This is a genomic window from Alteraurantiacibacter aestuarii, from assembly GCF_009827405.1.
In the GTDB taxonomy this organism is placed as follows: Bacteria; Pseudomonadota; Alphaproteobacteria; order Sphingomonadales; family Sphingomonadaceae; genus Alteraurantiacibacter; species Alteraurantiacibacter aestuarii.
Genome location: NZ_WTYY01000004.1, coordinates 143,713 through 167,627 on the forward strand (window position 1 = coordinate 143,713; position 23,915 = coordinate 167,627).

Sequence of the window (23,915 nt, forward strand, 5' to 3'; positions counted from 1 at the left end):
ACCATTCACCTTCTATCAAATCCGCCTATGGTTTAGGCGCTTGATATGGATGTGTACCTTCCCATTGCCAATCTTGCCGTCAACGGACTGGTTATTGTCCTGCTTGGCGCTGGAACGGGCATTCTTTCGGGAATTTTCGGCGTGGGCGGGGGCTTTCTCACCACTCCGCTGCTGATCTTCTATGGCATCCCGCCAACGGTCGCCGCCGCATCCGCCGCGACTCAGGTGACCGGCGCCAGCGTTTCGGGCGTTTTTGCGCAGAGCAGGCGCGGCGGCGTGGATTACCAGATGGGCGCGGTGACGGTGGCCGGCGGTCTGATCGGCGCGCTGATCGGCGCGGGCCTGTTCAACCTGCTCAAGGCGCTGGGCCAGATCGATGTGGTCATCTCCATCCTCTATGTCCTGCTGCTGGGCACGATTGGCGGGATGATGGGGCGTGAGAGCATTCAGGCGCTGTATCGCAAGCCGCAGGAAAAGCGCCGCGCGGCCAAACGGCGCCACCACCCGCTGATCGCCAGCCTGCCGATGCGCTGGCGCTTCTATCGCTCGGGCCTGTATATTTCTCCGCTCGCCCCGCTGATCCTTGGAATCCTGGTGGGCATATTGACCATGCTGATGGGCGTGGGCGGCGGCTTCATCATGGTCCCGGCCATGCTTTACATTCTGGGCATGAGCGCCAATGTCGTGGTCGGCACCAGCCTGTTCAACATCTTGTTCGTGACCATGATGGTCACCATGACCCACGCGCTGACGACCAAGGCGGTTGATCTGGTGCTGGCCGGATTGCTGCTGATCGGATCGGTCACCGGCGCGCAGATCGGCACTCGCATCGCTTCCTCCGTAAAGCCGGAATGGCTGCGGCTGATGCTGGCGGCCATCGTCCTGCTGGTGGCGCTGCGCATGCTGATCGGCCTCGGCTGGGTGCCGGACGAAGTTTATACGGTGGAGCCATTATGATCCGCCGCCTGCTGCTGATCCCGCTGCTGGCGGTGGCCGCGATCACCGCGCTGCCCCAGGCGGCGCTGGCACAGGCCCGCGATCCGATCCTGGTGTCCGAGATATCGCAGCATGAAGTGCTGGTGCGGCAGGGCTTTACCGGCACCGAACTGCTGCTGTTCGGCGCTATTCTGGACCCCGATGGCAGCCGGGCGCGGGCCGATTATGACATTGTGGTGATCCTGCGCGGCCCGAACGAGGCGATCCGCCTGCGTGAAAAGCAGCAGTTTGCCGGCATCTGGATCAATGCGGAAAATACCGATTTCCGCTCCGTCCCGTCCTTCTTCGCCCTCGCCAGTTCCAGTCCGGTGGACCAGATTGTCGATCAGCGCACGGCGGCGATTTATGAATTCGGGCTGGATTACCTGCAATTGTCGCCGACCGGCACGATCGATCCTGAAGAGCATGCGCGCTTCACCGCCGGGCTGGTGGACCTGCGCAGCCGGATGGAGCTGTTCCAGCAGGATGAAGGCGGCGTGACGATCAGCGAGGATGTGCTGTATCAGGCGCGGATTCACCTGCCCTCCAATGTGGTGGTGGGGCGCTATGTGGCGGAAACCTTCGCCGTGCGCGGTGGCCGGGTGATCGCCTCGGCAACATCCGAAGTGCAGGTGCGCAAGGGCGGTTTTGACCGGGTGGTGGCCGAACAGGCGCAGGTCAATTCGTTCTTCTATGGCCTGCTGGCAGTGGCGCTTTCGGTGTTCATGGGCTGGGTGGCCGGCAGGCTTTTCGCACTGGTCTGAAGGTAAAAGACTGGTCCGACGGCGAAAGATTGAGGCAAATCCCGCTGCCTGTTGCAGTTGACGCGATATTAACTCCGAATGCCTAATCGCTTGGGTTGGCTTTGCAGCTAGGAAAGCGATCAGAATGAACGACATGCCAAGGGATAGTCTCTCCGCCACCAGCGCGTCTCCCGCACCTGGTGCCTTGGTCGATGACGCGGCGCAGGATGCCGTGAACACCAGCCTGGACAATGCCACCACGCCGCTGGGCGTGGTGCTGGAAATTGCCGGCGCTGGATCACAGATCGCTTTGGACCTCCAGCGCCTGATCCAGTGTGCCGAAGATGCCGATCCCTCGATCGCGCTGGCCGGACAGGTGGGCAGCCAGATCAAGATCAAGACCAAGGATGGCTGGCTGCTCGCCAGTGTCCGCAACCAGCGCCAGGATCGGCGCGGGGATGGTAACTCCATCATCGCCAATATCGATTTTATGGGTGAGGGGATGGAAGAGCGCCTGACCGGCAAGATCCATTCCTTCCGCCGCGGTGTGACCCGCTATCCCATTCCCGGCGCGCTGATCTATCCCGCCACCACGGCCGACCTGCGGCAGATCTACGCTTCGGACGGACGCAGTTCGATCCAGATCGGCACCGTCTATCCCACCACCGATATCCGCGCGGGCATTTATGTCGATGCCATGCTGGGCAAGCACTTCGCGCTGCTGGGCTCCACCGGTACCGGTAAATCCACCAGCGCCGCGCTGATCCTGCACCGCATCTGCCAGGCTGCGCCGCAGGGCCATATCGTGATGATCGATCCGCACGGAGAATATTCGGCGGCCTTCCGCAACACCGGCACCATCTTCGACGTATCGAACTTGCAGATGCCGTACTGGCTGCTCAATTTCGAGGAGCACTGCGAAGTGCTGCTCAAGTCGGGCGGAGACGACCTTCAGGAAGACAAGGACATTCTGGCCAAGTGCCTGCTGGCCGCGCGGTCGAAAAACCGCCTGGCGCAGGGCATGGGCAAGATCACCGTCGATTCGCCGATTCCCTACATGCTGTCCGACCTCACCAACATGCTGCAGGACGAGATGGGCAAGCTGGACAAGGCCACCACCACCGCCCCCTATATGCGCATCAAGACGAAGATCGAGGAGCTGAAGGCCGATCCGCGCTATCAGTTCATGTTCTCTGGCATGCTGGTGGGTGACACGATGGCCAGCTTCATCTCGCAGATCTTCCGCATGCCCAGCGCGGGCAAGCCGATCTCCATCATCGACGTTTCCGGCGTGCCTTCGGACATCACCTCCACCGTGGTGGCGGTGCTGTCGCGCATGGTGTTCGACTTCGCCATCTGGGGCCGCAATGAAAAGACCCGCCCGATCCTGCTCGTGTGCGAGGAGGCGCATCGCTACGTTCCCAATGAACGCAATGCCGATGGCTCCAGCGTGGGCCGCATCCTTTCCCGCATCGCCAAGGAGGGCCGCAAATACGGCATCTCGCTGGGGCTGATCACGCAGCGCCCGTCCGACCTTGCAGAGGGCGTGCTGTCGCAGTGCGGCACGATCATCTCCATGCGTCTCAACAATGACCGCGACCAGGCATTCGTGAAGGCCGCCATGCCCGAAGGCGCGCGCGGTTTCCTCGATTCCATTCCCGCCCTGCGCAACCGCGAGTGCATCATCTGCGGCGAGGGTGTTTCCATCCCGATCCGCGTGAGCTTCGACAATCTGGAAGAGAGCAAGCGCCCGGCTTCCGAAGATCCCAGCTTCGTTGAACTGTGGAACGACGAAGGCGGCGAGGAAGAACAGGTCGAACGCGTGGTCCAGCGCTGGAGAACTCAAGGCAACTGACGTTGCCTTGATTTTCTGATTTAGCCTCAGGCGCCGGAAGGGTATTTGGTTTTGCGCACGCCCATCCGGGCGCGCGTCCTCGGTGCTGATCCTTCCGCTACGCTGCAGGGCACCTGCGGGCGGGCGGTCGCCCTTGCGGTCGGCTGGACGCCGACCGAGCCATTCCAGGCCACCGATGAAGCGCCTGATTTACATATCGGGTTTGAAACGTCCTGCCGGATAGCCGTCCGTATGCGCCTGTTCCTCGGCCTCGCGGGCGGTTTCGGCAATTGCGCGATCGCGCCAGGGGGTGTGGAAATAGAAATACCACGCCATCGCCAGCGCGCTGAAGGCAGAGACGGGGAAGGACCACCAGATCGCGTCTGAGCCGAGCCATTGATAGGTCAGGAAATAGAAGCCCAACCGCACGGGATAGAGCGATATGGCGATGATCAGCAGCGGCACCATCACCGCGCCGCCGGCGCGCATGGTGGCGGAATAGACCATCGTCACGCCAAAGAAGATGAAGTTCCACCCGGCCAGCAGCTGAATGTGCCGGGCCAGCGGAACGGCCGGGCTGTCTCCGCCCAGGAACAGCGCCAGCACCGGGCGATCAAAGGCCAGCAGGGCAAGCGTGATCAGCCCGGTCATGGCGAAATTGATCAGCACGCCCGCACGGGTCACATGGTCCAGCGCATGCCATTTCCTGGCGCCGATATATTGCGCGGCCATTGCGCTGACAGCGCCGCCCACGGCCATCGCGGGCATCTGGATATAGGTGAACAACTGCATCGCCGCGCCATAGGCGGCGGTCATCAGCAGACCCTCGCGGTTGACCAGCCCCACCACGATGATGCCCGATGCCGACATCACCAGCATCTGCGCGCCCATCGGCAGACCCTTGCTGATGATATATTTCAGCTCCTCACGCGCCGGGCGCAGATAGCGCAGCTCCGCCTGGCGCAGCCGCAGCGGCAGGTCCTTGGCATAGACATAGAAGACCATGCCGATGAAGGAGAGCGTGCTGGCGATGATGGTGGCAATTGCCGATCCGGCAATGCCCAGCGCGGGCAGGGGGCCGACACCGGCGATCAGCAGCGGGTTGAACACCGCATCCAGCAGCACTGTCACCAGCATGAAGATCAAGGGCGTGCGCGCATCGCCCGTTCCGCGCAGGCCCATGGTCAGGATGATGGAGACCATCATGAAGGGCATGGAGACGAAGATCAGCCGCAGGTAGATCAGCGCCAGCGGATAGGCTGCGCCCGGCGTGCCCAGCGCGGTCAGCAGGTAAGGCGCGGCGAAATAGCCGAACACCGCGATTGCCGTCATCAGCAGGCCGCAAAAGCCCACCACCGTGCCGAAGGTGCGCCGCGCCCCGTCAATATCGCGCGCGCCATAGCGCTGGCCGATCTTGACCGTGCCGGCCATGCCGAAGCCGAATGCGGCGCTGGACACCAGGAACATCAATATGTTGGCATTGGCGGTGGCCGCCAGCGCCTCCTCCCCGATCAGCCGCCCGACCCAGATCGAATTGATCGTGCCGTTCAGCGACTGGAGGATATTGCTCATCAGCGCAGGCACGCTGAACAGCATCAGCGTGCGCAGGATCGGCCCTTCGGTCAGATTGCCGCGCATGGGCGGTTTGCCCGGTTCCTTCGCCGTGGAAGCGTTCATGTGCCTCTTGAGTCCCCGAACAGGTGGATATGCAGGCGGTCGCTTAGCCTGAAACCGTGGGTCAGGCATAGAGGCACCAGCCACTGCATCCGCGACGAAATTGTCGCGCTGTCTATACCTTCGGGCATCAGGAAGATGCGCGCGGCGGGAATGGCATGGGCGCGCTGGATGGTGAGCACTTCCTCCACGTCTTCCGGCCGGGCGATCACGAACTTGAAAAAGGCGCGTTCATCGGTGGTCCAGCGGTCCAGCATGGCCGGGATCAGCGCCAGATCGGCGGGATTGCCCGAATGGGCAAGCTTGGGGCTGACGTTGTACTGGTCCACCCTTATATCGAGCCGGGCCACGGGATCGACCGTGCCATTGGTCTCTATCTCCACCCGTATATCTGGCAAAAGTTCGAGCATTTCAGCCAGTTTTGCCGATTGCAGCAAAGGCTCCCCGCCGGTGATGACGAGGCGCTTCTGGCCCAGTTTTTCGATCCGCGCGGCCACCTCCGCAGCTTCGAGCGTGATCTGGTTGGCCTTGCGCGCGAAAGTCTCGCCGCTGCGGTGCGGGCGGTTGTCGCCTTCGAAGTGCCAGGTGTAGGCGGTGTCGCACCACACGCAGGCAAGGTTGCAGCGGCTCAGCCGCAGGAACGCCACCGGCATGCCCGCACTTGCCCCCTCGCCCTGGACGGAGGCGAAGATTTCCGGCTCCCCTTCCTCCACGGTGGCGAGGGTGAGCGCCATTATCCCAGCCGTTCCAGCGCTGCCTTCAGCCGGGCAATCTCGGCCTCATGATGCGCATGGTCGGCCTTGGCCTTCTCCACCGCTTCGGGCTTGGCCTTCTGGGCAAAGCTGGGATTGCCCAGGCGGCCCATCAGCGATTTGGCTTCCTTCTCGGATGCCGCCATCGCCTTTGTCAGGCGGGCCTTCTCCGCCTCGATATCGACGATGCCTTCCAGCGGGATGATGAACACGTCATCGCCCGCCGTGACCTGCATGGCCGCGCCTTGCGGTGCCTCGCCAAAGGTGACGGGCGTGAGGCGGGCCAGCCGCTCGATCGCTGCCGCGCTGCGCTCGACAACGCTTTTCGCCAGCGGGGAAGGGGCGGGGCAGAAGGCGGGCAGTTTCTCACCGGGCGAAATGCCCAGTTCGTTGCGCGCACCGCGGGTGGCGGTGGTGAGGGCGATGGTCCAGTCAATCGCGGCCACGGCATGCGCATCCACGCTGGCGCGCGGGTCGGGCCATTTGGCCAGGATCAGCTCATATTCGCGTTCACCCCCCTGATAGTCCGCCTGGGCGTGCCACAATTCCTCGGTGATGAAGGGCATGAAGGGGTGCAGCATGACAAGGATCTGATCCAGCACCCACCCGGCCACGGCGCGGGTTTCAATGGCGGCGGGACTGTCCTGATCGCCGGCGAATACCGGCTTGATCAGTTCCAGATACCAGTCGCAGAACTTGTCCCACGTGAAGTGATAGACGATGTTGGCCGCCGCATCGAAGCGCAGATCGGCCATCGCCTTGTCCAGCGCGTCCACCGCCTGCGCAACTTCACCGATGATCCACTGGTTGGCGGCCAGCTTGGCAGCAGGCGCGGCGATGGTGTCGCTCGCGCCAATGCCGTTGGACTGGCAAAAGCGGGTGGCGTTCCAAAGCTTGGTGGCGAAGTTGCGATATCCCTCGACCCGCTTCTCATCCATCTTGATGTCGCGGCCCTGGCTTTCCATCGCCGCCATGAAGAAGCGCAGCGCATCGGCGCCGTATTTGTCCACCAGCACCAGCGGATCGACCACATTGCCCTTGGACTTGGACATTTTCTGTCCGTCCGGCGCGCGCACGAGGCCGTGCAGATACAGGCGCGGCCACGGGTTCTGGCCAGTCATCTTCTGGCCCATCATCATCATCCGCGCATCCCAGAAGAACAGGATATCGAAGCCCGAAACCAGCAGGTCGTTGGGGTAGTGCTTCTTCAGCAGTTCGGTCTCATCGGGCCAGCCGAGCGTGGCGAAGGGCCACAGGGCGGAGGAGAACCAAGTGTCGAGGACGTCTTGATCTCTCCAAATGGGGATCATTCGCTCTTTTTCGTTGGTTGCCTGAATTGCCTGCTCACGCGTGTCAAACGCTTCAACTGTCCAGCCATCTTCGACAAGTTCGATGTATTCTTTTTTCGCCAGCGCAATCGCCTCATCTTCTTCCATGCAGACGAAAGTCGGGCTTTCGTTGGGCAAGACGCGACCACTTGTGGTCCCAAAAATGAGACCTTCTCCGTAGCGTGTCATGCTATACCACGCCGGAATCCGATGCCCCCACCACAACTGGCGGCTCACGCACCACGGCTGGATGTTTTCCATCCAGTTGAAGAAGGTCTTCTCCCAGCTCTTGGGGACGATCTCGACATCGCCGTTCTTCACAGCTTCAATCGGCGCCTTGGCCAGCTCGGCGGCATTCACATACCACTGGTCGGTCAGCCACGGCTCGATCACCACGCCGCCGCGATCGCCGAAAGGCGTGGCGATGGTGCGCGGCTCTGCGTCGAGCAGGACTTCATCGCCGTCCTTGTCCCTGGTCACATGCGGGATCAGGCAGCCCAGCTCCTTCAGCTGCGCCACGACCTGCGCGCGCGCTGCAAAGCGTTCCACGCCAATATAGCTGTCGGGGATCAGTCCGTCTGAAACCTGGCAGACATTGGCTTCGGCATCGAACATGTTGAGCATGTCGCTTGGCGCAATTCCGGCACGCTTGCCGACCTCGAAATCGTTGAAGTCATGGCCCGGGGTGATCTTCACCGCGCCGCTGCCCAGTTCCGGATCGGCGTGTTCGTCAGCCACGATGGGAATGCGCCGTCCGGTGATCGGCAGCACCACGTGCTTGCCCACCACGCTGGCATAGCGCTCGTCAGTCGGGTGAACCGCCACGGCCATATCGGCCAGCATGGTTTCGGGCCTTGTGGTGGCGACTTCGATGTAATCGCTGCCATCTGCCAGAGTAACGCCGTCAGCCAGCGGATATTTGAAGTGCCAGAAACTGCCCTTCACATCCTGCGTCTCGACTTCGAGATCGGAGATTGCAGTCTTCAGCTTGGGGTCCCAGTTCACCAGACGCTTGTCGCGGTAGATCAGGCCCTCGTTATACAGGTCCACGAACACCTTCACCACGGCGCGGGTGAAATGCTTATCCATGGTGAACTGCTCGCGGCTCCAGTCCATCGAACAGCCCAGGCGGCGCAGCTGGCGGGTGATTTCTCCCCCGCTCTCATGCTTCCACTCCCACACTTTCTCGACAAAGCCTTCGCGCGTGTAATTGGTGCGCTTGTCCTGCTTCGCCTCCATCTGGCGTTCGACCACCATCTGCGTGGCGATGCCCGCATGATCGGTGCCCACCACCCACAGCGCATCCTTGCCGCGCATGCGCTCGTACCGGATCACGATATCCTGCAGCGTATTGTCCAGCGCATGGCCGATGTGCAGGCTGCCGGTGACGTTTGGCGGCGGATTGACGATGGTGAAAGGCTCTGCGTCCGGGCGTTCAGGCCGGAACAGGCCGTTATTTTCCCAATGGGAATACCAGCGCGCTTCAATCGCGGCGGGGTCGAAAGTGGTGTCCAGTTCGCGGGTCATATCGCCCGCGCCTTTGCCAGCGCTGGTGCGCAAGGGCAATGGCGGATTGGCCACAACACTGGCGGGGCACTCGTGGGGGTATTGACGCGCAACTGGTCTTGCCGCCGCGCGGATTTGCCCGCATAGCCTTGCAAATCATGCGCGAATGGGCGGATTTCAGCACCGAGGAGGCCGAGGGGCGCACGACCGTGAAGGTCGAAGGGCCGCTGCTCGTCTCCACCATTGGCCATCTCGATCCCGGTTTGCGCGCGCTGGATCAGCCGGTGCACTTCATCGATATTTCCAACGCCTCGCCAATCGATACGGTGGGTGCGTGGGTGATCTACCGCTTCGCCACGGACCAGAATGCCGACATTACCGGCGCCAGCGAACAGGCGGAAATCCTGATCGATGCGGTGGAGCGCAGCGCCAGCAGCGCCGATATTGAACCGCCGCGCCTGCCAATTGTCCCGCGCGTACTGGAAACCACCGGCGGCAAGGTTTTCGAATTTGCCGGCGGCATGCTCAACAATCTGAGCTTCATGGGAGCGATCCTGGTGGCGATGGCGGCAACCATTCGCCATCCGGGCCGTCTTCGCGTGCGCGCACTGGTGCGGCAGATGGAGCTGGTGGGGGTTACTTCGCTGCCGATCATCGGCCTGATGAGCTTCCTGATCGGTATCGTCATTGCCCAGCAGGGCGCGGTGCAGTTGCAGCAGTTTGGCGCAGAAACGCTGACCGTGAACCTGGTGGGCCGCATCACCTTGCGCGAACTGGGCGTGCTGATGACGGCAATCATGGTGGCGGGCCGCTCAGGCTCTGCCTTTGCCGCACAGATCGGCACGATGAAGCTGACCGAAGAGATCGACGCCATGCGCACCATCGGCGTTTCTCCGGTGGAAGCGCTGGTGCTGCCGCGCATATTTGCATCGATTTTGATGATGCCGCTTCTGGGGTTCTATTCGGCTTGCATCGGGATCATCGGCGGCGCGGTGATCGGCGATGTCATGCTGGGCATTCCGTTCCTCACCTTCCTTGCCCGCATTCAGGAAGTGGTGCCGTTGCACGATCTGTATGTCGGCCTGGCCAAGGCACCGGTGTTCGGCCTGATCATCGCGATTTCGGGCTGTTATCAGGGTATGCAGGTCAAGGGTAATGCCGAGGAAGTTGGCCTGCGTACCACCAAGGCCGTGGTGGAGGCGATCTTCATGGTCATCGTGCTGGACGCATTTTTCGCAGTGTTCTTTACCGAGATCGGTTGGGGATGAGCGCTTCGGACCTCCATTTTGACGGCGAGTTTCCGATCGTCATCGAAGGCCTCACCAATGCCTTTGGCGATTTCGTCGTCCACGACGAGATCGACCTGAAGGTCCGCCGCGGCGAAATTCTCGGCGTTGTGGGCGGTTCGGGCACGGGCAAATCGGTGCTGATGCGCAGCATCATCGGCCTGCAGATACCCCGGTGCGGTTCGATCGAGGTGTTCGGGCAGGACATTGTCGCGGCTGAGCCTGACGAGGTGATCGGCGTGCGCAATCGCTGGGGGGTCCTGTTTCAGGGCGGCGCGCTGTTCTCCACGCTGACGGTGGGAGAAAACGTGCAGGTCCCGCTCAAGCAGTTCTATCCGGAGCTGGAGCCGGTGCTGCTGGATGAGATTGCCCGCTACAAGACGGTGATGACCGGCCTGCCTGCCGAAGCGGCGAGCAAATATCCGTCCGAGCTTTCAGGCGGGATGAAGAAGCGCGCCGGCCTCGCCCGTGCGCTGGCGCTGGATCCGGAACTGCTGTTCCTGGATGAGCCGACGGCGGGTCTTGATCCCATCGGTGCCGCCAATTTTGATGAGCTGACGCGCGAGCTGACCGATACGCTGGGCCTGACGGTGTTCCTGATCACCCATGATCTCGATACATTATACGCCATTTGCGACCGGGTGGCCGTGCTGGCAGACAAGAAGGTGATCGGCGTGGGGACGATCCCGGAACTGCTGCAAAGCGACCATCCGTGGATTCAGGAATACTTCAATGGGCCGCGTGCGCGCGCCGCTGTTGCATCGCGTGATCGCGGCAATCGCGCCAAGGGCATGGACAAGCACAGCGATAGGGAGGCATAGCCGCAAGCGATGGAAACACGCGCAAACCATGTCTGGGTCGGAGTTGTCACTCTGGCGCTCATTGCAGCGCTGGCGCTGTTCTTCGTGTGGCTGGCCCGGCTGGGCAATGCTGACCGCAAGGAATATGACATCTTCTTCAACCAGTCGGTGGGCGGTCTTGCCGATGGATCGTCTGTGTCCTTTGCCGGTGTGCCGGTGGGCCAGGTGTCTGACATCGTGCTGTGGGAGAAGGATCCGGAATATGTCCGCGTGCGTATCCGCGTGGAAAATGATGTGCCGATCCTGGTTGGCACCACCGCTTCCATCTCCTTCAGCTTTACCGGCGTTTCCACGCTGAACCTTGATGGTGCGCGCGCCGGTGCGCCCGAGATTACCTGCGAGACCACCGCCTGCCCCGAAGGCGTGCCGGTGATCCCGCCTGCTGGCGGCGCAATCGACGAAATTCTCTCCAGCGCGCCGCTGCTGCTGGAACGGCTGGCCACGCTGACCGATCGGCTGACCCGCGTGCTGGACGATGACAACCAGACCGCGATCAGCGGCATTTTGGCCAACACCAACACGATCAGCCGCGAACTGGCCGATGCCTCTCCTGAAATTCAGCGCACCATGCAGGAATTGCAGGCCACGCTGGCGCAATCGACCCTGACTCTGGCAGCGTTCCAGGACACGCTGGAAAGTGCGGATTCGCTGCTGGAGAATGATGGTGCGACGCTGGCGGCTGAAATGCGCACCACGCTGCAATCGGCGCGCGCGGCTGCCGATACGCTGGAAGTGACCTTGCGCAATGTGGAGCCGTTGACCCGGCAATTGTCGCAGGAAACACTGCCGACCGCGCAGGCAACGCTGAATGATCTGCGCCGCACCAGTGCGACATTGCGCGGCCTGACAGAAACTATCGAGGCCGAAGGCGCCACTTCGATCCTGGGCGCGCGGCCCCTGCCCGAATATCAGCCGTGAGCGCGAGAGGAGCTATGGTAATGCATAACAAGACCATCTTCGGTGCGCTGGGTGCCCTCCTGCTGGCAGGCTGTGTCAGCATTGGCGGCAGCACGGAACCTCCCGAACAGCTGTTGACGCTGACGGCCAGCAGCACTGCTGCGGCCGGATCGACGGCCAGCGGCGACATCTCCACCGCGCTGGCGGTGAGCGAACCTGCCGTGCCGCAGCGCCTCAACGTGGTGCGCGTGCCGGTGCAGGTGGACTCGTCTTCGCTCGCCTATCTGCAGGATGCGGTGTGGGTGGAAAAGCCCGCGCGCCTGTTCCAGCGCGTTCTGTCCGAAACCATCCGGGCGCGCGGTGGCCGGCTTGTGGTTGGCGGGGGAGATCTTGAATTTGCCGCTCCCACGCAGCTAAGCGGGCAATTGCTGGCGATGGATTACATTCCGGCGCGGTCTGCCGTGATCGTGCAATATGAAGCGGTGCTGCGCCTGCCCGATGGCACAGTGCGCACGCAGCGTTTCGAAAGCGAGATCACCGGCGTTGCGCCGACTGCGCTCTCTGTTGCTCCGGCACTGAACAGCGCGGCCAATGATGTGGCGGCGCAGGTGGCGGACTGGGTAGGCTGAAGCCTGCTGTCAGGCTGATCAGGCGCTGTGTGCGGCGCGGGTGAATTCCAGCGCCATGGCGAAGGCCTTTGCCCGCATGTCCCGAACCTTGCGGGCATCCACGTCCCAGCCCCACAGCTGCGCCTGCCAGTCTTCCTCCACATTGGAAGCATCGAACAGCGCCTGCGCATCGGCGCCATCCTCCAGCGCGGCAAGCCCCACGATCAGCGATGCCGCCAGCGCGGTGAGCGTTTGCAGACCGGCCAGCTGGAAAGCGTCCAGCTGTGCCAGCGCGCCTGACAGGCGCCGGGTCGTCTCCTCAGATTGCGGTTCATGGCTGATCCCGCTGACGCGCGGGAAGCTGACGCCGTGGCGCGCCTCGCAGGCGGCAACCAGCGGGTCCCACACGTCTTCCTGACGGGCGAACAGCGCATCTTCCGGATCGGCGCGGTAGCATAGCGTGTCTGTCTGGCTGAAACTGACCAGATTGGCGATGGCCGCATCCGGATCGGCGCGGATGATGTCGATCGCATAATCGGCCATGTCGCGAAACACGAAGCTGCCGGGATCGATCTCCTCCCCCTGCGCGCGCCATTCACCGGCCAGCAGCTCTGCCAATGCCTTGGCGGGCACCACTTGCGGCGCGCCCAGCTGGGTCTTGATCGGGCGCGTGTCGAGAGCGACATGCCAACCCCCGTCTCCACTGTGGATCGATACTTCGGAATAGAAACGCTTCATCACCGCTCGCCGGGACCACCCTTTTCGCTGCTCCACATGCGGGCGAGGATCTGCGGGGTGACGAAAGTCTCCACCAGCCCCAGGCCGATCAGCAGATAGGCGGTCCACTCGGGCAGGCCGAACATGCCCTGCATGACGAGGATGCCAATCAGCACCATGGCCACGCCGGCCATGCGCATGGCGTTGATCATGAAGAAGCGCTGCTTCGCCTTCTGCTCCTGCGTTTCCCTATCCATCCAGCAATTCCTCCAGCTCGCGCGCCGATGCGGCGATGGCTGTTGCCCCCGCGCTGCGCAGTTCGTCCGCCTCATGATAGCCCCAGGCCACGCCGATTGCACCGGTCCCGGCGGCCACGGCGCATTCCATGTCAAACACCGTATCGCCGATCATCACCGTGTTTTCGGGCCGTGCCAGCGCCTCCTCCATCGCGGTGTGGAGCATGGAGGGGTGCGGCTTGGACGGGTGGCGGTCTGCGGTTTGCAGCGTGGTGAAAAAGTCCAGCAGGCCGTTGGTGGCCAGCGTGCTTTTCAGCCCCCGGTCGGATTTGCCGGTGGCAACGCCCAGCATCCAGCCCCTGCCATGCAGTGAGCGGACCAGCTCCGCCATGCCGGGGAACAGCGGTTCATGCAGCGATCCGTCCAGACGGGCGGCGCGAAAGGCCTGCTTGTAGGCTTCCAGCACCACATTCTGCTGGTCCTGCGCAGCACCGGGCGCAAGGCTGCGGATCGCCTGCGGCAGGCTGAGGCCGACGATGCGGCGCACCTGGCCCAGATCGGGCGCGGGCAGGCCGGCCTGCGAAAATGCAATTTCCATCGAACGGCACACTGCCGCCTGACCATCACTCAACGTCCCGTCGCAATCAAACACGGCGAGGCGGATGGTCATGCGTCGCCTCTTTTGGGCCTGCCTGTGGTCCTGGCGGGACGAGCGCTGGGCCTGCTGGTTTTCTGGCCGGTTTTCTGGCCGGTTCTTGGGCCCGATTTGGCTCCTGCCTTGCCGCCTGTCTTTCCGCCCGCTTTGCCACCCGCCTTACCGGCCGCCGCCTTGCCGGGTTTGCCGACAGGCTTGGCCGGTCCGCGACCGCGCGGCGCTTCGGGGCTGCGGCTCTTGCGTTCGCCGCGCCGGGCCTTGCGATATTGCTTGGCGTGCTGGCGGGCGACCTGCTTCTTTTCCGCCGGGGTCTGCTCAGGGCGGCCCTGTTCCGGCTCGGCCGAGCTCATGTTCGGATCGAAGCCGAGCTGTTCCATGCTGGTGGCGAAATGTTCGGGCAGGTTTGCCGTCTCATCGATGACCTCGCCGCCGGGAGCCTCAATGATCAGGCGCCGTGCATGCAGGTGCATCTTGCGGCTGATGGAGCCTGTCAGGAAAGCCGCCGGGCCGCCGTATTTGGCATCGCCGACGATCGGATGGCCGATGGCGGCCATATGCACGCGCAACTGGTGGGTGCGGCCGGTCAGCGGCTGCAATTCCACCCATGCAGCGCTGTTTCCGGCGCGATCCACCACCCGGTACAATGTCTTGGCTGCCTGTCCGCCGTGGGTGTCGACGTGCATCTTCTCCCCGCCGGAGCCGGGCTGCTTGGCCAGTGGCGCATCGATCGTGCCTTCATGCACTTCGGGCACGCCCACCACCAGAGCCCAATAGATCTTCTTGGCGCTGCGACCGGCAAATCGCTTGGAGAAAAAGGCCGCGCTGCCCGGAGAGCGAGCCACCAGTAATATACCCGATGTATCCTTGTCCAGCCGGTGGACCAGACGCGGGCGCGGTTCGTCCTCCTCGGCATAGGCGTCCAGCAGGCCGTCCACGTGCTTGGTGGTCTTGGTTCCGCCCTGCGTGGCAAGGCCGGGGGGTTTGTTGAGCACCAGCGCGCTCTTGCTGCGGCGGATCAGCATGGCCTCTGCCTGCCGTTCTTCCTCCGCGGTCAGTTCCTGCCGCTGCCTGACATTGCCCTTGATCTCTTCTCCGCCGGGCGGAACGCGTACGTTCTGGCCGGTGGCGAGCCGGTCTTCCGGCTTCACCCGCTTGCCGTCCACGCGCAGCTGGCCGGTGCGCGCCCAGCGCGAAACCGTGCCAAAGCCGATTTGCGGCAGATGGCGCTTGAACCAGCGATCCAGCCGGACACCGTCATCATCGGCATCGACAATGAACTGGCGAACCTTGTTGTCCTGACCCGTGTTGTCCCGACCGTTGTTGCCCTGACCGTCCTGATCCCGGTCGTTCGGGTTATATCCCTGCGTCATGCCTGCAACCGCATGACGATCAGGCCGACATAGAGGGCCGAAAGGCCGCCCAGCAGCGAAATGGCGGCATAGAGGAAGGCGTGGCTGGTCTGGCCACGCTCTATCAGCAGCATCATTTCAAGGCTGAAGGCGGAAAAAGTGGTGAAGCCGCCCAGCAGGCCAACGCCCACTGCCAGGCGGATATGATCGCCCCCCTGGCCGTGGCGGGCCAGCCATCCGGCCAGCAGGCCCATGGCCAGGCTGCCAGCGATATTGACGATCAGCGTTGCCCATGGAAAGGTCATCACGGCCTGCACACCCATGACATGGGTAATCAGCCGTCCGGCCTGATAACGCAGCAATGCCCCGATGCCGCCGCCAAAGGCGACCAGCAGCGAGGCCTGAAATTGTGGAGTAGCACTCATGGCGGCATCCCTTAGACGCATGGCGTGAAGAGCGAAAGCCATTAGCCGCGCTTGCCTTGTGCACCGATTTGGCATAATGCGCGCCGCAGAGAGCCGGTCCGTAAGGGATTCGGCCGATTTTTCATTTGTTTTATAGCAGGTGCATCCCGCGCCGATCGCTCGCGGGCTCTGACTGTTTTGAGATTAGAAAAGGTGGCTTAGGTTTATGCAGATCATCGTCCGCGACAACAACGTCGAACAGGCCCTGCGCGCGCTCAAGAAGAAGCTGCAGCGTGAGGGGGTGTATCGCGAGATGAAGCTGCGTCGCCATTACGAAAAGCCCAGTGAAAAGCGTGCCCGCGAAAAGGCTGCTGCCGTGCGCCGCGCCCGCAAGCTGGACCGCAAGCGGGTTGAGCGCGACGGCGGACGCTAAGGCGTCGCCGGGCTTGAACCTTTCGCAAAGCTAAGACAAACGGGGCGCGGGGATATTTTCTCCGCGCCCTTTCTTTACCAGATCCCTTTTCAGATCAGGACGACACATGGCCGAAGTAACCCGCGTACCGTTGCAGCCCATTGCCAAGGGCTCGATGATGAAATTCTGGCTCGGCATGCTGGTGGGCATCGTGCTTGCCGGCAGCGTCGCCTGGTTTACCTCGCGTCCGGCCAGCGTTTCTGTTGACACGATCACTGCGGGCGAGGGTGAAAGCCCCACCGAAACGGACGTGGTGTTCGTCCATTACACCGGCAAGCTGGAAGACGGCACCGTGTTCGACCAGTCGCAGGACGCCAACTGGCCGGTTCCGGGCATATTGCCTGACGGCACGCCCCTGCCGCTGGACCGGATGATCCCCGGCTTCAAGGAAGCGCTGATGCAGATGCAGCGCGGCGGGTCCTACAAGGTCGAGATTCCTTCCGAGCTTGGTTATGGCGCAACGCCGCAGCCCGGTTCGCCCATTCCGCCCAATGCGGACCTGACTTTCGACATCGAGCTGGTCGATTTCATGTCGCCCGATGAAGCTGAGCAGCGCTATCAGTCCATGCTGCAGGCGCTGGAACAGCAGCAGCCCGCCGAAGGCGCGGCGCAGGCCGATGTGCCGCCAGCCGGATAATCGATGACCGAAGGGGAGGCTCCGGCAGCCCGGGCGGCACAGGTCAGCGCACAGGCCAACGCGCAGGCGCCCCTGTCCGACTGGCTGCCGCTCCCCTGGATACTGGCGGGCCTGCTGGCACTGGCGGGCCTGCTGATCTATTTCCTGACGGACGGCCATGAAACCCGGCCGCTGAATGCGGCCATCACGGCCTTCATCTTCTTCGGATCGATCTGCGCGGCCTTTTCCATTGGCCAGGACCGCGTGCGAGAGCCGGCCATTTTCGCAGTGCTGGCGGGTCTGGTCATGGCCGGTCTTACCTATAACGCCGTGGTCATGCAGGATCACATGGCGGGTGCCGAATTCGGCTTTGCCGCCGGTGTCTTCGCATCGATAATCGCTCTGCCGCTGTTTCAGGCCGGGTTCCACCGCACGCGGTTCGCCACCGAATATCGCATCACCCATTTCCACGTCTGGACCGATGCCGTCAGTTCGGCAGGTGCGCTGGCCTTTACCGGGCTCAGCTGGATCATGCTGGTCCTGCTCAACGGCCTGCTGGACCTGGTCGGTATCGACCTGATCAGCACGCTGATGGACAAGGACTGGTTCGCCCTGATGTGGAGCGGCGGCGCATTTGGCGCGGCGCTGGGCGTGCTGCGCAACAACCTCAAGATCATCGGCTCGCTGCAATCGGTGGTGCTGATGGTGCTGTCCCTGCTGGCGGTTCCTCTGGCGCTGGCGCTGGTGGTGTTTCTTGTCGCGCTGCTGGCATCGGGCGGCCAGGCGCTGTGGGATGCTACCGATGCGGCCACGCCGGTATTGCTGGCCTGCGCGCTGGGCAGTTACGTGCTGGCCAATGTCATCATCCGTGATGAGGATGAGGCCCGCAGCCCCAACCGCATCATGCGAATCACCTCTCTGGTGCTGGCCGCGGGCATTCTGCCGCTGGCAGTGTTCGCGGCGATTTCCATGGGTATCCGCATCGATCAGTACGGGCTTGCTCCCGAACGGATATGGGCGCTGGTGACGATCATCATCGCGGTCGCCTATGGCCTCGCCTATTGGGTCGGTCTGGTGCGCGGGCGCAAGGCGCGCTGGACCGCATTCCTGCGCCGCGCCAACCTCCACCTTGCGGCCGCGACTTGCGTTGCGGCACTGATCCTGGCCCTGCCGATCCTCGATTTCGGCGGGATTTCCGCGCGCAATCAGGTGGCGCGGCTGGAGGCGGGCAGGGTCACGCCGCAGGAATTCGACTATGCCGCGCTGCGCTGGGACTTTGGTGATGCGGGGCGCGAAGTGCTGGCTGATCTGGCGGCGGGCGAGGGCGAGGTGGCGCAGCTGGCCCTTGCCGCGCAGGCGCAGACGGAGCGGCCCTATTCTCCCATGCGCCGGGCTTCTGCAGAAGGGTTTACCGGCAAATTGCGCGTCCAGTCGGACGATCCCACATTGCGGCCTATCGTGCTGGCTTTCCTGCAGTTCGAACCCTGGCAGTGCGGTGAGATCTGCGTCGCTGTCGATCTGGGCATGGACGATCAGGGGCGCCGCGATGTGGCGTTCGTTCAGGCCCATGGCTATCAGCGTGTCCTGATCGATGAGGAAGGCAATGGCCGTCCGTTCAACGAGCAATCGCCCGATGAACGACAGCCACTGACGCTGGATTCGGTAATCGAGGTCAGGGACGAGGTGAGCCGCCATATCTATCTCGACGGCAGGCGTATCGGCCCTCCGCTGGTCGACGCGGCAGTGACGGAGCCTGCGGAAGTTCCCTTGATCGCAGTTCCGCCTGCCGAATAGCTTGAAGCTCCGCCCCCGCGCCGCTAGTGCGCTGACATGTCTGTAACCCGTGAACAAGTGGCGAAAATCGCCGCACTGGCGCGCATCAATGTGGACGAGAAGGATCTCGACCACATGGTGCCCGAATTCAACAATATCCTCGCCTGGGTGGAGCAGCTGGGAGAGGTCGATACCTCTGCGGTTGAGCCGATGACTGCGGTCATCCCCATGCCGCAGCGGCTGCGCGATGACGTGGTCGATGCCGATCCGCTGACAGGCGGCGGCAAGCGCGATGCCATCCTGGCCAATGCCCCCGCTGCCGAACACGGATTTTTCGGCGTGCCCAAGGTGATCGAATAATGACCAGTCTCACCAATCTTGGCGTCAAGGCCATTGCCGATGGCGTGGCCGGCGGAGAGTTTACTGCGGTTGAAGTGGCAGAGGCGTTCAATGCCAATGTCGCTGCGGCGGCGGCGCTCAATGCCTTTATCGTCACCACCCCCGAACACGCGATTGCAGCAGCTGAAAGGGTCGATGCAGACCGCGCTGCGGGCAAGGCGCTGGGCCTGATGGCCGGCGTGCCGATCGGCATGAAGGACCTGTTCGCCACCAAGGGCGTACAGACCACGGCAGCCAGCCACATCCTCGAAGGCTTCGTGCCCCAGTATGAAAGCACCGTCTCCCAGAAATTGTGGGATGCGGGCGCGGGCATGCTGGGCAAGCTGAACCTTGACCAGTTCGCCATGGGCTCCAGCAACGAGACGAGCTATTTCGGCGATGTTGCCAACCCCTGGCGGCGCAACGACGGTGGCAATGCCAAGCTGGCACCGGGCGGCAGTTCGGGCGGGTCCTCCGCAGCAGTCGCGGCGCGTCTCGCCCCGGCGGCAACCGGCACCGATACGGGCGGTTCCATCCGCCAGCCTGCGGCCTTCACCGGCATTTCGGGCATCAAGCCGACCTATGGCCGCTGCTCGCGCTGGGGCATTGTCGCCTTTGCCAGCAGCCTCGATCAGGCAGGCCCGATGGCCCGCAGCGTCGAAGATTGCGCGATCATGCTGGAGGCGATGGCGGGTTTCGATCCCAAGGATTCGACCAGCCTCGACATGCCGGTGCCGAACTGGTCCACCGCGCTCAACGGTGACCTGCGTGGCAAGAAGGTCGGCATTCCGCGCGAATACCGGATGGACGGCACCGATGCCGATATCCTCAAGAGCTGGGAAGATGGGATTGCCTGGCTCAAGGATGCAGGTGCAGAGGTTGTCGATATCAGCCTGCCGCACACCAAATATGCGCTGCCCGCCTATTACATCGTCGCGCCGGCAGAAGCCTCGTCCAACCTCGCGCGCTATGACGGCGTGCGTTATGGCCTGCGCGATCTGCCAGAGGGTGCAGGCCTGCAGGATATGTATGCCGCCACCAGAGCCGCCGGTTTCGGTGACGAGGTAAAGCGCCGCATATTGATCGGCACCTACGTGCTCAGCGCCGGGTTCTATGACGCCTATTACACGCAGGCGATGAAGGTCCGCACGTTGATCCAGCGCGATTTCGATGCAGCCTTTGCGCAGGTTGACGTGATCTTGGCGCCGACCACGCCCACCGCAGCTTTCGGGCTGGGTGAGAATGTGGACGATCCGCTGGCGATGTATCTCAATGACGTGTTCGCCGTGCCCGCATCGCTGGCAGGTCTGCCGGCGATGAGTGTTCCTGCCGGCCTCAACTCGCAGGGCCTGCCGCTTGGCCTGCAGCTGATCGGCAACCGATTTGACGAACAGGGCGTGCTGAACGCCGGATTGGCGATTGAGAGCCGGGCCGGATTCACAGCGCAGCCCGAGAAGTGGTGGTAGATTGGCAGCCAGCCTGAAACGCTGAACTGACCCTTATTCCTGGGCTGGCTGCACCAATGCTGCGCTGCAATAAAACATCTTGCGTTGATGCTCGATTGTTGCGACTCAACGCACGGCGGCGTCACAGGAGATGGCCATGGCTCTGCAGAGGTTGACGTCCAAAGCGCCGAAGAACGAAACGCGTTTCCAGGCGCTCGATGCGCTGCGTGGTCTCGCCGCCGTAGCCGTGGTCTTCTTCCACATAGACGATTTTGGCCTGATTGCCGGGCTTCCCTTCTTTCGCGAGGCACGGCTGTTTGTCGATTTCTTCTTCGTGCTTTCCGGCTTCGTGATCGCCTGTGCCTATGGTGAGAGGATCGCTGGGGGATATTCACGCGGGGCGTTTCTGTGTCTCCGCTTCTTCAGGATCTATCCGCTGCATCTGGTGATGGTGCTGATTTATCTGTTCATGGAGCTGGCCTTGATCCGGCCTGTCCTGGGTGAATCGCACGATCTTTTCTACCTCGTGCGCGCGCTGTTCATGCTCGATGGGTTCTGGCCCAGTGCGGACAATTACTTCAGCACCGTCAGCTGGTCCCTGTCGGTTGAATTTGTTGCCTATCTCATTGCCGCCCTGCTGTTCGGTTCAGGGCGAAAAGGCATCGCCGTGGCTGTTTTCCTGGTCGCCACGGCCAGCATCTGTCTGGCCTTTTCAATCAATGTGATCGGGTTCGGCCAGCTGCTTCAAAGAGGGATCGTTGGCTTTGGCACCGGTACGCTGGTCTTCGCCATATGGCAGCGTTATCGGTTGGTGGTTTCCGACATGGTTGCAACCATTGTTGAAGCGCTGGTGCTGCTTTCGGTCTTCCTGCTGCTCTCATATCCGCCCGCAGGGGACTTCAGGTTCCTGGCCTGTGTTCCCTTGTTCGCGATGATGGTGTTCATCTTTGCGCATGAGCAAGGTCTGTTCTCGCGGCTGCTGCTGACGGCACCCATGCTGGCTGTCGGTGCATGGTCCTATTCCATCTACATGGTCCACCTGTTCATCATTTCCAGCATCAATCGCGCTGCGGAACAGATCTTCCTGCGGTTGGGATGGACTGATCTCCTGCGGGAAGAAGGGCTTACCTATGGCCTTCGCGCGATGGACCTGGGGCCGCTGATGAATACGGCATTGAGTTTGGCCGTGTGCCTGATTGCGATTCTGGTTGGTTCGCAAACGTTCAAATATATCGAGGAACCCTGGCGCCTCTATGGCAAGAAGCTTGTGAAAGAGCGCATGGCACGTTCCGGTGGAGCGGCACAGGCAGGCTAGGTTCAATTGGACGCCGCAGATCGCCCCACATCAATAAATTTGCTGCCAAGCCCTCTTCCGGTGCGCGCTCTGCGGCCTTATGGAGCATGACATGAGCAATTATCGTATCCAGGGTGCCACCGGCGAATGGGAGATCGTGGTCGGTCTCGAAGTTCATGCGCAGGTCACCAGCCATGCCAAGCTGTTCTCCAGCGCGTCCACCGCTTTCGGGGCGGAGCCCAATTCGCAGGTCAGTCTGATAGATGCGGCGATGCCGGGCATGTTGCCTGTGCCCAACCGCGAGTGCATCCGCCAGGCGGTGCGCACGGGCATGGCGATAGAGGCGCAGATCAACAAATGGTCGCGTTTTGACCGCAAGAACTACTTCTATGCCGATCTGCCGCAGGGCTATCAGATCAGCCAGCTGTACCACCCCATCGTGGGGAAGGGCGCGCTGACGATCGAGGCCGATGAAAAGGCCGGCATTCCGGTGGACAAGGTTATCGGGGTCGAGCGCATTCACGTGGAGCAGGATGCGGGCAAGCTGATGCATGACCAGCACCCCACCATGTCCTATGTCGATCTCAACCGCACGGGCGTGGCGCTGATGGAAATCGTCAGCGATCCGGACATGACCTCGCCTGCCGAGGCGGGTGCCTATATCCGCAAATTGCGCGCCATCCTGCGCTATGTCGGCAGCTGCGACGGCAATATGGAGGAAGGCTCCATGCGCGCGGACGTGAACGTTTCTGTGCGCAAGGTTGGCGATCCCAATCTGGGCACGCGCACGGAAACCAAGAACGTCAACTCGGTGCGCTTCGTGATGCAGGCGATCGAGCATGAGGCGCAGCGCCAGGTCGATGTGCTGGAAGATGGCGGGAAGATCGTGCAGGAAACGCGCCTGTTCGATCCGGGCACGGGCACCACGCGGTCCATGCGCAGCAAGGAAGATGCGCACGACTATCGCTATTTCCCCGATCCGGACCTGCTGCCGCTGGAACTGGACGATGCGTTCCTGGAAGAATGCCGCGCCTCTCTGCCCGAACTGCCCGATGCCAAGCGCGCGCGCTACACCGGTGAGCTGGGCCTGACGGACTATAATGCGCGTGAACTGACGGCGGAGGTGGAAACCTTCGCCCGCTTCGAAACGCTGCTGGCCGCCACCGCGCAGGCCATCGGCAAGAGCGAGGCCAAGGTCGCCACGCAGGTCGCCAACTGGTCGCTCTCCGTCGCGCCGGGCGTGATGAAGGCGCTGGGCGATGAAGCCGATCCCGCCCATGCCACCGCGCAGGCGCAGGCGGCCATCCTGACCATGCAGGATGCAGGCGAGATCAGCGGCGGCCAGGCCAAGGAAATCTACGAAATCGTACTCAAGACCGGCCGCGCGCCGGACGAGATTGCCGATACCGAAGGCCTCAAGCAGCAGAGCGACACCGGCGCCATTGAGGCGGTGATCGATGACGTGCTCGCCGCCAACCCCGACAAGGTCGAGGAATATCGCGGCGGCAAGGACAAGCTGTTCGGCTTCTTCGTGGGCCAGACGATGAAGGCCATGCAGGGCAAGGGCAATCCGGCGGTGGTCAACCAGATCCTGAAGGCGAAGCTGGGGTAGCGTTCGCGCCGCGCCATGACCGCAACCATGCCCGGCACCATGTCCATCGTCCTCGTGACGCCGGAAATCCCCGGTAATACCGGAGCGATGGGGCGCACGTGCGTGGCGCTGGATATGGAACTGATCCTGATCCATCCGCTGGGTTTTGAGCTGACGGAGAGCCGGGTGAAGCGTGCCGGGCTGGATTACTGGAAGCATGTGCGGCTGGTGGAATTCGCCAGCTGGGAGGACTTCATCGCAGCGCGCTGCCCGCGCGAAGACCAGCTGTTCCTGTTCGAGGAATATGGCGCGCAGTCGTTCTACGATCCCGACTATCCCGAAGATGCCTATCTGGTGTTCGGGCGGGAAACCACCGGCCTGCCGCCGGAGATTACCCGGCCCTGGCAGCACCGGATATTCAACCTGCCGATGCGGTCAGAGCATATACGCTCGCTCAATATGGCGAATACGGCGACAGCGGTCGCCTATCAGGCGCTGCGGCAGCAGTACAAGGGCTGAGCC

The 23,915-nt window shown here is 62.6% G+C and carries 23 protein-coding genes; 15 read left to right on the plus strand and 8 right to left on the minus strand.

Features of this window, described 5'->3' with window-relative positions:
• The first annotated feature begins 45 nt into the window (after positions 1-45).
• The 3 genes from GRI32_RS08965 (at position 46) to GRI32_RS08975 (ending at position 3,573) form a co-directional block, all read left to right on the plus strand.
• Positions 46-957 (plus strand): sulfite exporter TauE/SafE family protein, encoded by a 912-nt coding sequence (locus tag GRI32_RS08965; RefSeq protein ID WP_160591402.1) that lies wholly within the window; start codon positions 46-48, stop codon positions 955-957.
• Complete coding sequence (locus tag GRI32_RS08970; RefSeq protein WP_160591404.1) at positions 954-1,739, plus strand: TIGR02186 family protein; 786 nt, start codon at positions 954-956, stop codon at positions 1,737-1,739. Before GRI32_RS08965 ends, GRI32_RS08970 begins: the two co-directional genes overlap by 4 nt.
• A gap of 124 nt (positions 1,740-1,863) precedes the next feature.
• A complete protein-coding gene (locus tag GRI32_RS08975) occupies positions 1,864-3,573 on the plus strand; it encodes an ATP-binding protein (RefSeq protein ID WP_237437483.1) in 1,710 nt (569 codons plus the stop codon).
• Positions 3,574-3,762: 189 nt separating this feature from the next.
• Here GRI32_RS08975 and GRI32_RS08980 read toward each other — a convergent pair whose 3' ends face one another.
• From GRI32_RS08980 to GRI32_RS08990, 3 genes are read right to left on the minus strand one after another with little or no spacing between them, the layout of a single operon-like run.
• Positions 3,763-5,229, minus strand: a complete 1,467-nt coding sequence (locus GRI32_RS08980) for an MATE family efflux transporter (RefSeq protein WP_160591406.1) — start codon at positions 5,227-5,229, stop codon at positions 3,763-3,765.
• Positions 5,226-5,960: a 7-carboxy-7-deazaguanine synthase QueE gene (locus tag GRI32_RS08985; protein ID WP_160591408.1), complete on the minus strand. Its 735-nt coding sequence runs from the start codon at positions 5,958-5,960 to the stop codon at positions 5,226-5,228. The genes GRI32_RS08980 and GRI32_RS08985 overlap by 4 nt, the downstream gene beginning before the upstream one ends.
• Positions 5,960-8,833, minus strand: coding sequence for a valine--tRNA ligase (locus GRI32_RS08990; protein ID WP_160591420.1), 2,874 nt, complete (start codon positions 8,831-8,833; stop codon positions 5,960-5,962). Before GRI32_RS08990 ends, GRI32_RS08985 begins: the two co-directional genes overlap by 1 nt.
• A 137-nt stretch (positions 8,834-8,970) precedes the next feature.
• Between GRI32_RS08990 and GRI32_RS08995 the strand changes: the two genes are divergently transcribed.
• The 4 genes from GRI32_RS08995 to GRI32_RS09010 are packed head-to-tail and all read left to right on the plus strand — an operon-like array spanning position 8,971 to position 12,484.
• Complete coding sequence (locus GRI32_RS08995; RefSeq protein WP_160591422.1) at positions 8,971-10,080, plus strand: MlaE family ABC transporter permease; 1,110 nt, start codon at positions 8,971-8,973, stop codon at positions 10,078-10,080.
• Positions 10,077-10,919, plus strand: a complete 843-nt coding sequence (locus GRI32_RS09000) for an ABC transporter ATP-binding protein (RefSeq protein ID WP_160591424.1) — start codon at positions 10,077-10,079, stop codon at positions 10,917-10,919. The genes GRI32_RS08995 and GRI32_RS09000 overlap by 4 nt, the downstream gene beginning before the upstream one ends.
• 9 nt (positions 10,920-10,928) lie before the next feature.
• Positions 10,929-11,876, plus strand: coding sequence for an MlaD family protein (locus GRI32_RS09005; protein WP_160591426.1), 948 nt, complete (start codon positions 10,929-10,931; stop codon positions 11,874-11,876).
• 20 nt (positions 11,877-11,896) lie between these two features.
• Positions 11,897-12,484 carry an ABC-type transport auxiliary lipoprotein family protein gene (locus tag GRI32_RS09010; RefSeq protein ID WP_160591428.1) on the plus strand — a complete coding sequence of 196 codons (588 nt, stop codon included), beginning with the start codon at positions 11,897-11,899 and terminating at the stop codon, positions 12,482-12,484.
• A gap of 18 nt (positions 12,485-12,502) precedes the next feature.
• Here GRI32_RS09010 and GRI32_RS09015 read toward each other — a convergent pair whose 3' ends face one another.
• Genes GRI32_RS09015 through crcB form a run of 5 tightly spaced genes read right to left on the minus strand, consistent with a single transcriptional unit; the run spans position 12,503 to position 15,845 of the window.
• Positions 12,503-13,201 carry an ATP12 family chaperone protein gene (locus GRI32_RS09015; protein ID WP_160591430.1) on the minus strand — a complete coding sequence of 233 codons (699 nt, stop codon included), beginning with the start codon at positions 13,199-13,201 and terminating at the stop codon, positions 12,503-12,505.
• On the minus strand, positions 13,201-13,437 hold the full coding sequence (locus tag GRI32_RS09020; protein ID WP_160591432.1) for a hypothetical protein: 237 nt from the start codon (positions 13,435-13,437) through the stop codon (positions 13,201-13,203). The genes GRI32_RS09015 and GRI32_RS09020 overlap by 1 nt, the downstream gene beginning before the upstream one ends.
• A complete protein-coding gene (locus tag GRI32_RS09025; protein WP_202386008.1) occupies positions 13,430-14,086 on the minus strand; it encodes an HAD-IA family hydrolase in 657 nt (218 codons plus the stop codon). Before GRI32_RS09025 ends, GRI32_RS09020 begins: the two co-directional genes overlap by 8 nt.
• The gene (locus GRI32_RS09030; protein ID WP_160591434.1) at positions 14,083-15,441 is read right to left on the minus strand and encodes an RluA family pseudouridine synthase; all 1,359 of its coding nucleotides are present in this window, start codon (positions 15,439-15,441) and stop codon (positions 14,083-14,085) included. Before GRI32_RS09030 ends, GRI32_RS09025 begins: the two co-directional genes overlap by 4 nt.
• Positions 15,438-15,845, minus strand: coding sequence for a fluoride efflux transporter CrcB (gene crcB, locus GRI32_RS09035; protein ID WP_160591436.1), 408 nt, complete (start codon positions 15,843-15,845; stop codon positions 15,438-15,440). The genes GRI32_RS09030 and crcB overlap by 4 nt, the downstream gene beginning before the upstream one ends.
• A 205-nt stretch (positions 15,846-16,050) precedes the next feature.
• Between crcB and rpsU the strand changes: the two genes are divergently transcribed.
• From rpsU to GRI32_RS09075, 8 genes are all read left to right on the plus strand, one after another.
• Positions 16,051-16,257, plus strand: coding sequence for a 30S ribosomal protein S21 (gene rpsU / locus GRI32_RS09040; RefSeq protein WP_160591438.1), 207 nt, complete (start codon positions 16,051-16,053; stop codon positions 16,255-16,257).
• Between the two features lie 106 nt (positions 16,258-16,363).
• Positions 16,364-16,933, plus strand: a complete 570-nt coding sequence (locus GRI32_RS09045) for an FKBP-type peptidyl-prolyl cis-trans isomerase (protein WP_160591440.1) — start codon at positions 16,364-16,366, stop codon at positions 16,931-16,933.
• 3 nt (positions 16,934-16,936) lie between these two features.
• Entirely contained in the window at positions 16,937-18,706 is a 1,770-nt protein-coding gene (locus tag GRI32_RS09050) for a DUF4153 domain-containing protein (protein ID WP_160591442.1), read from the plus strand.
• 36 nt (positions 18,707-18,742) lie between these two features.
• Positions 18,743-19,045: an Asp-tRNA(Asn)/Glu-tRNA(Gln) amidotransferase subunit GatC gene (gatC, locus tag GRI32_RS09055; protein WP_160591444.1), complete on the plus strand. Its 303-nt coding sequence runs from the start codon at positions 18,743-18,745 to the stop codon at positions 19,043-19,045.
• Positions 19,045-20,529, plus strand: coding sequence for an Asp-tRNA(Asn)/Glu-tRNA(Gln) amidotransferase subunit GatA (gatA, locus tag GRI32_RS09060; RefSeq protein WP_160591446.1), 1,485 nt, complete (start codon positions 19,045-19,047; stop codon positions 20,527-20,529). Before gatC ends, gatA begins: the two co-directional genes overlap by 1 nt.
• A gap of 136 nt (positions 20,530-20,665) precedes the next feature.
• Positions 20,666-21,823: an acyltransferase family protein gene (locus GRI32_RS09065; RefSeq protein WP_160591448.1), complete on the plus strand. Its 1,158-nt coding sequence runs from the start codon at positions 20,666-20,668 to the stop codon at positions 21,821-21,823.
• A 91-nt stretch (positions 21,824-21,914) separates the two neighbouring features.
• The gene (gene gatB / locus GRI32_RS09070; RefSeq protein WP_160591450.1) at positions 21,915-23,414 is read left to right on the plus strand and encodes an Asp-tRNA(Asn)/Glu-tRNA(Gln) amidotransferase subunit GatB; all 1,500 of its coding nucleotides are present in this window, start codon (positions 21,915-21,917) and stop codon (positions 23,412-23,414) included.
• Between the two features lie 15 nt (positions 23,415-23,429).
• Positions 23,430-23,912 (plus strand): tRNA (cytidine(34)-2'-O)-methyltransferase, encoded by a 483-nt coding sequence (locus tag GRI32_RS09075; protein ID WP_237437484.1) that lies wholly within the window; start codon positions 23,430-23,432, stop codon positions 23,910-23,912.
• Positions 23,913-23,915 lie beyond the last annotated feature (3 nt).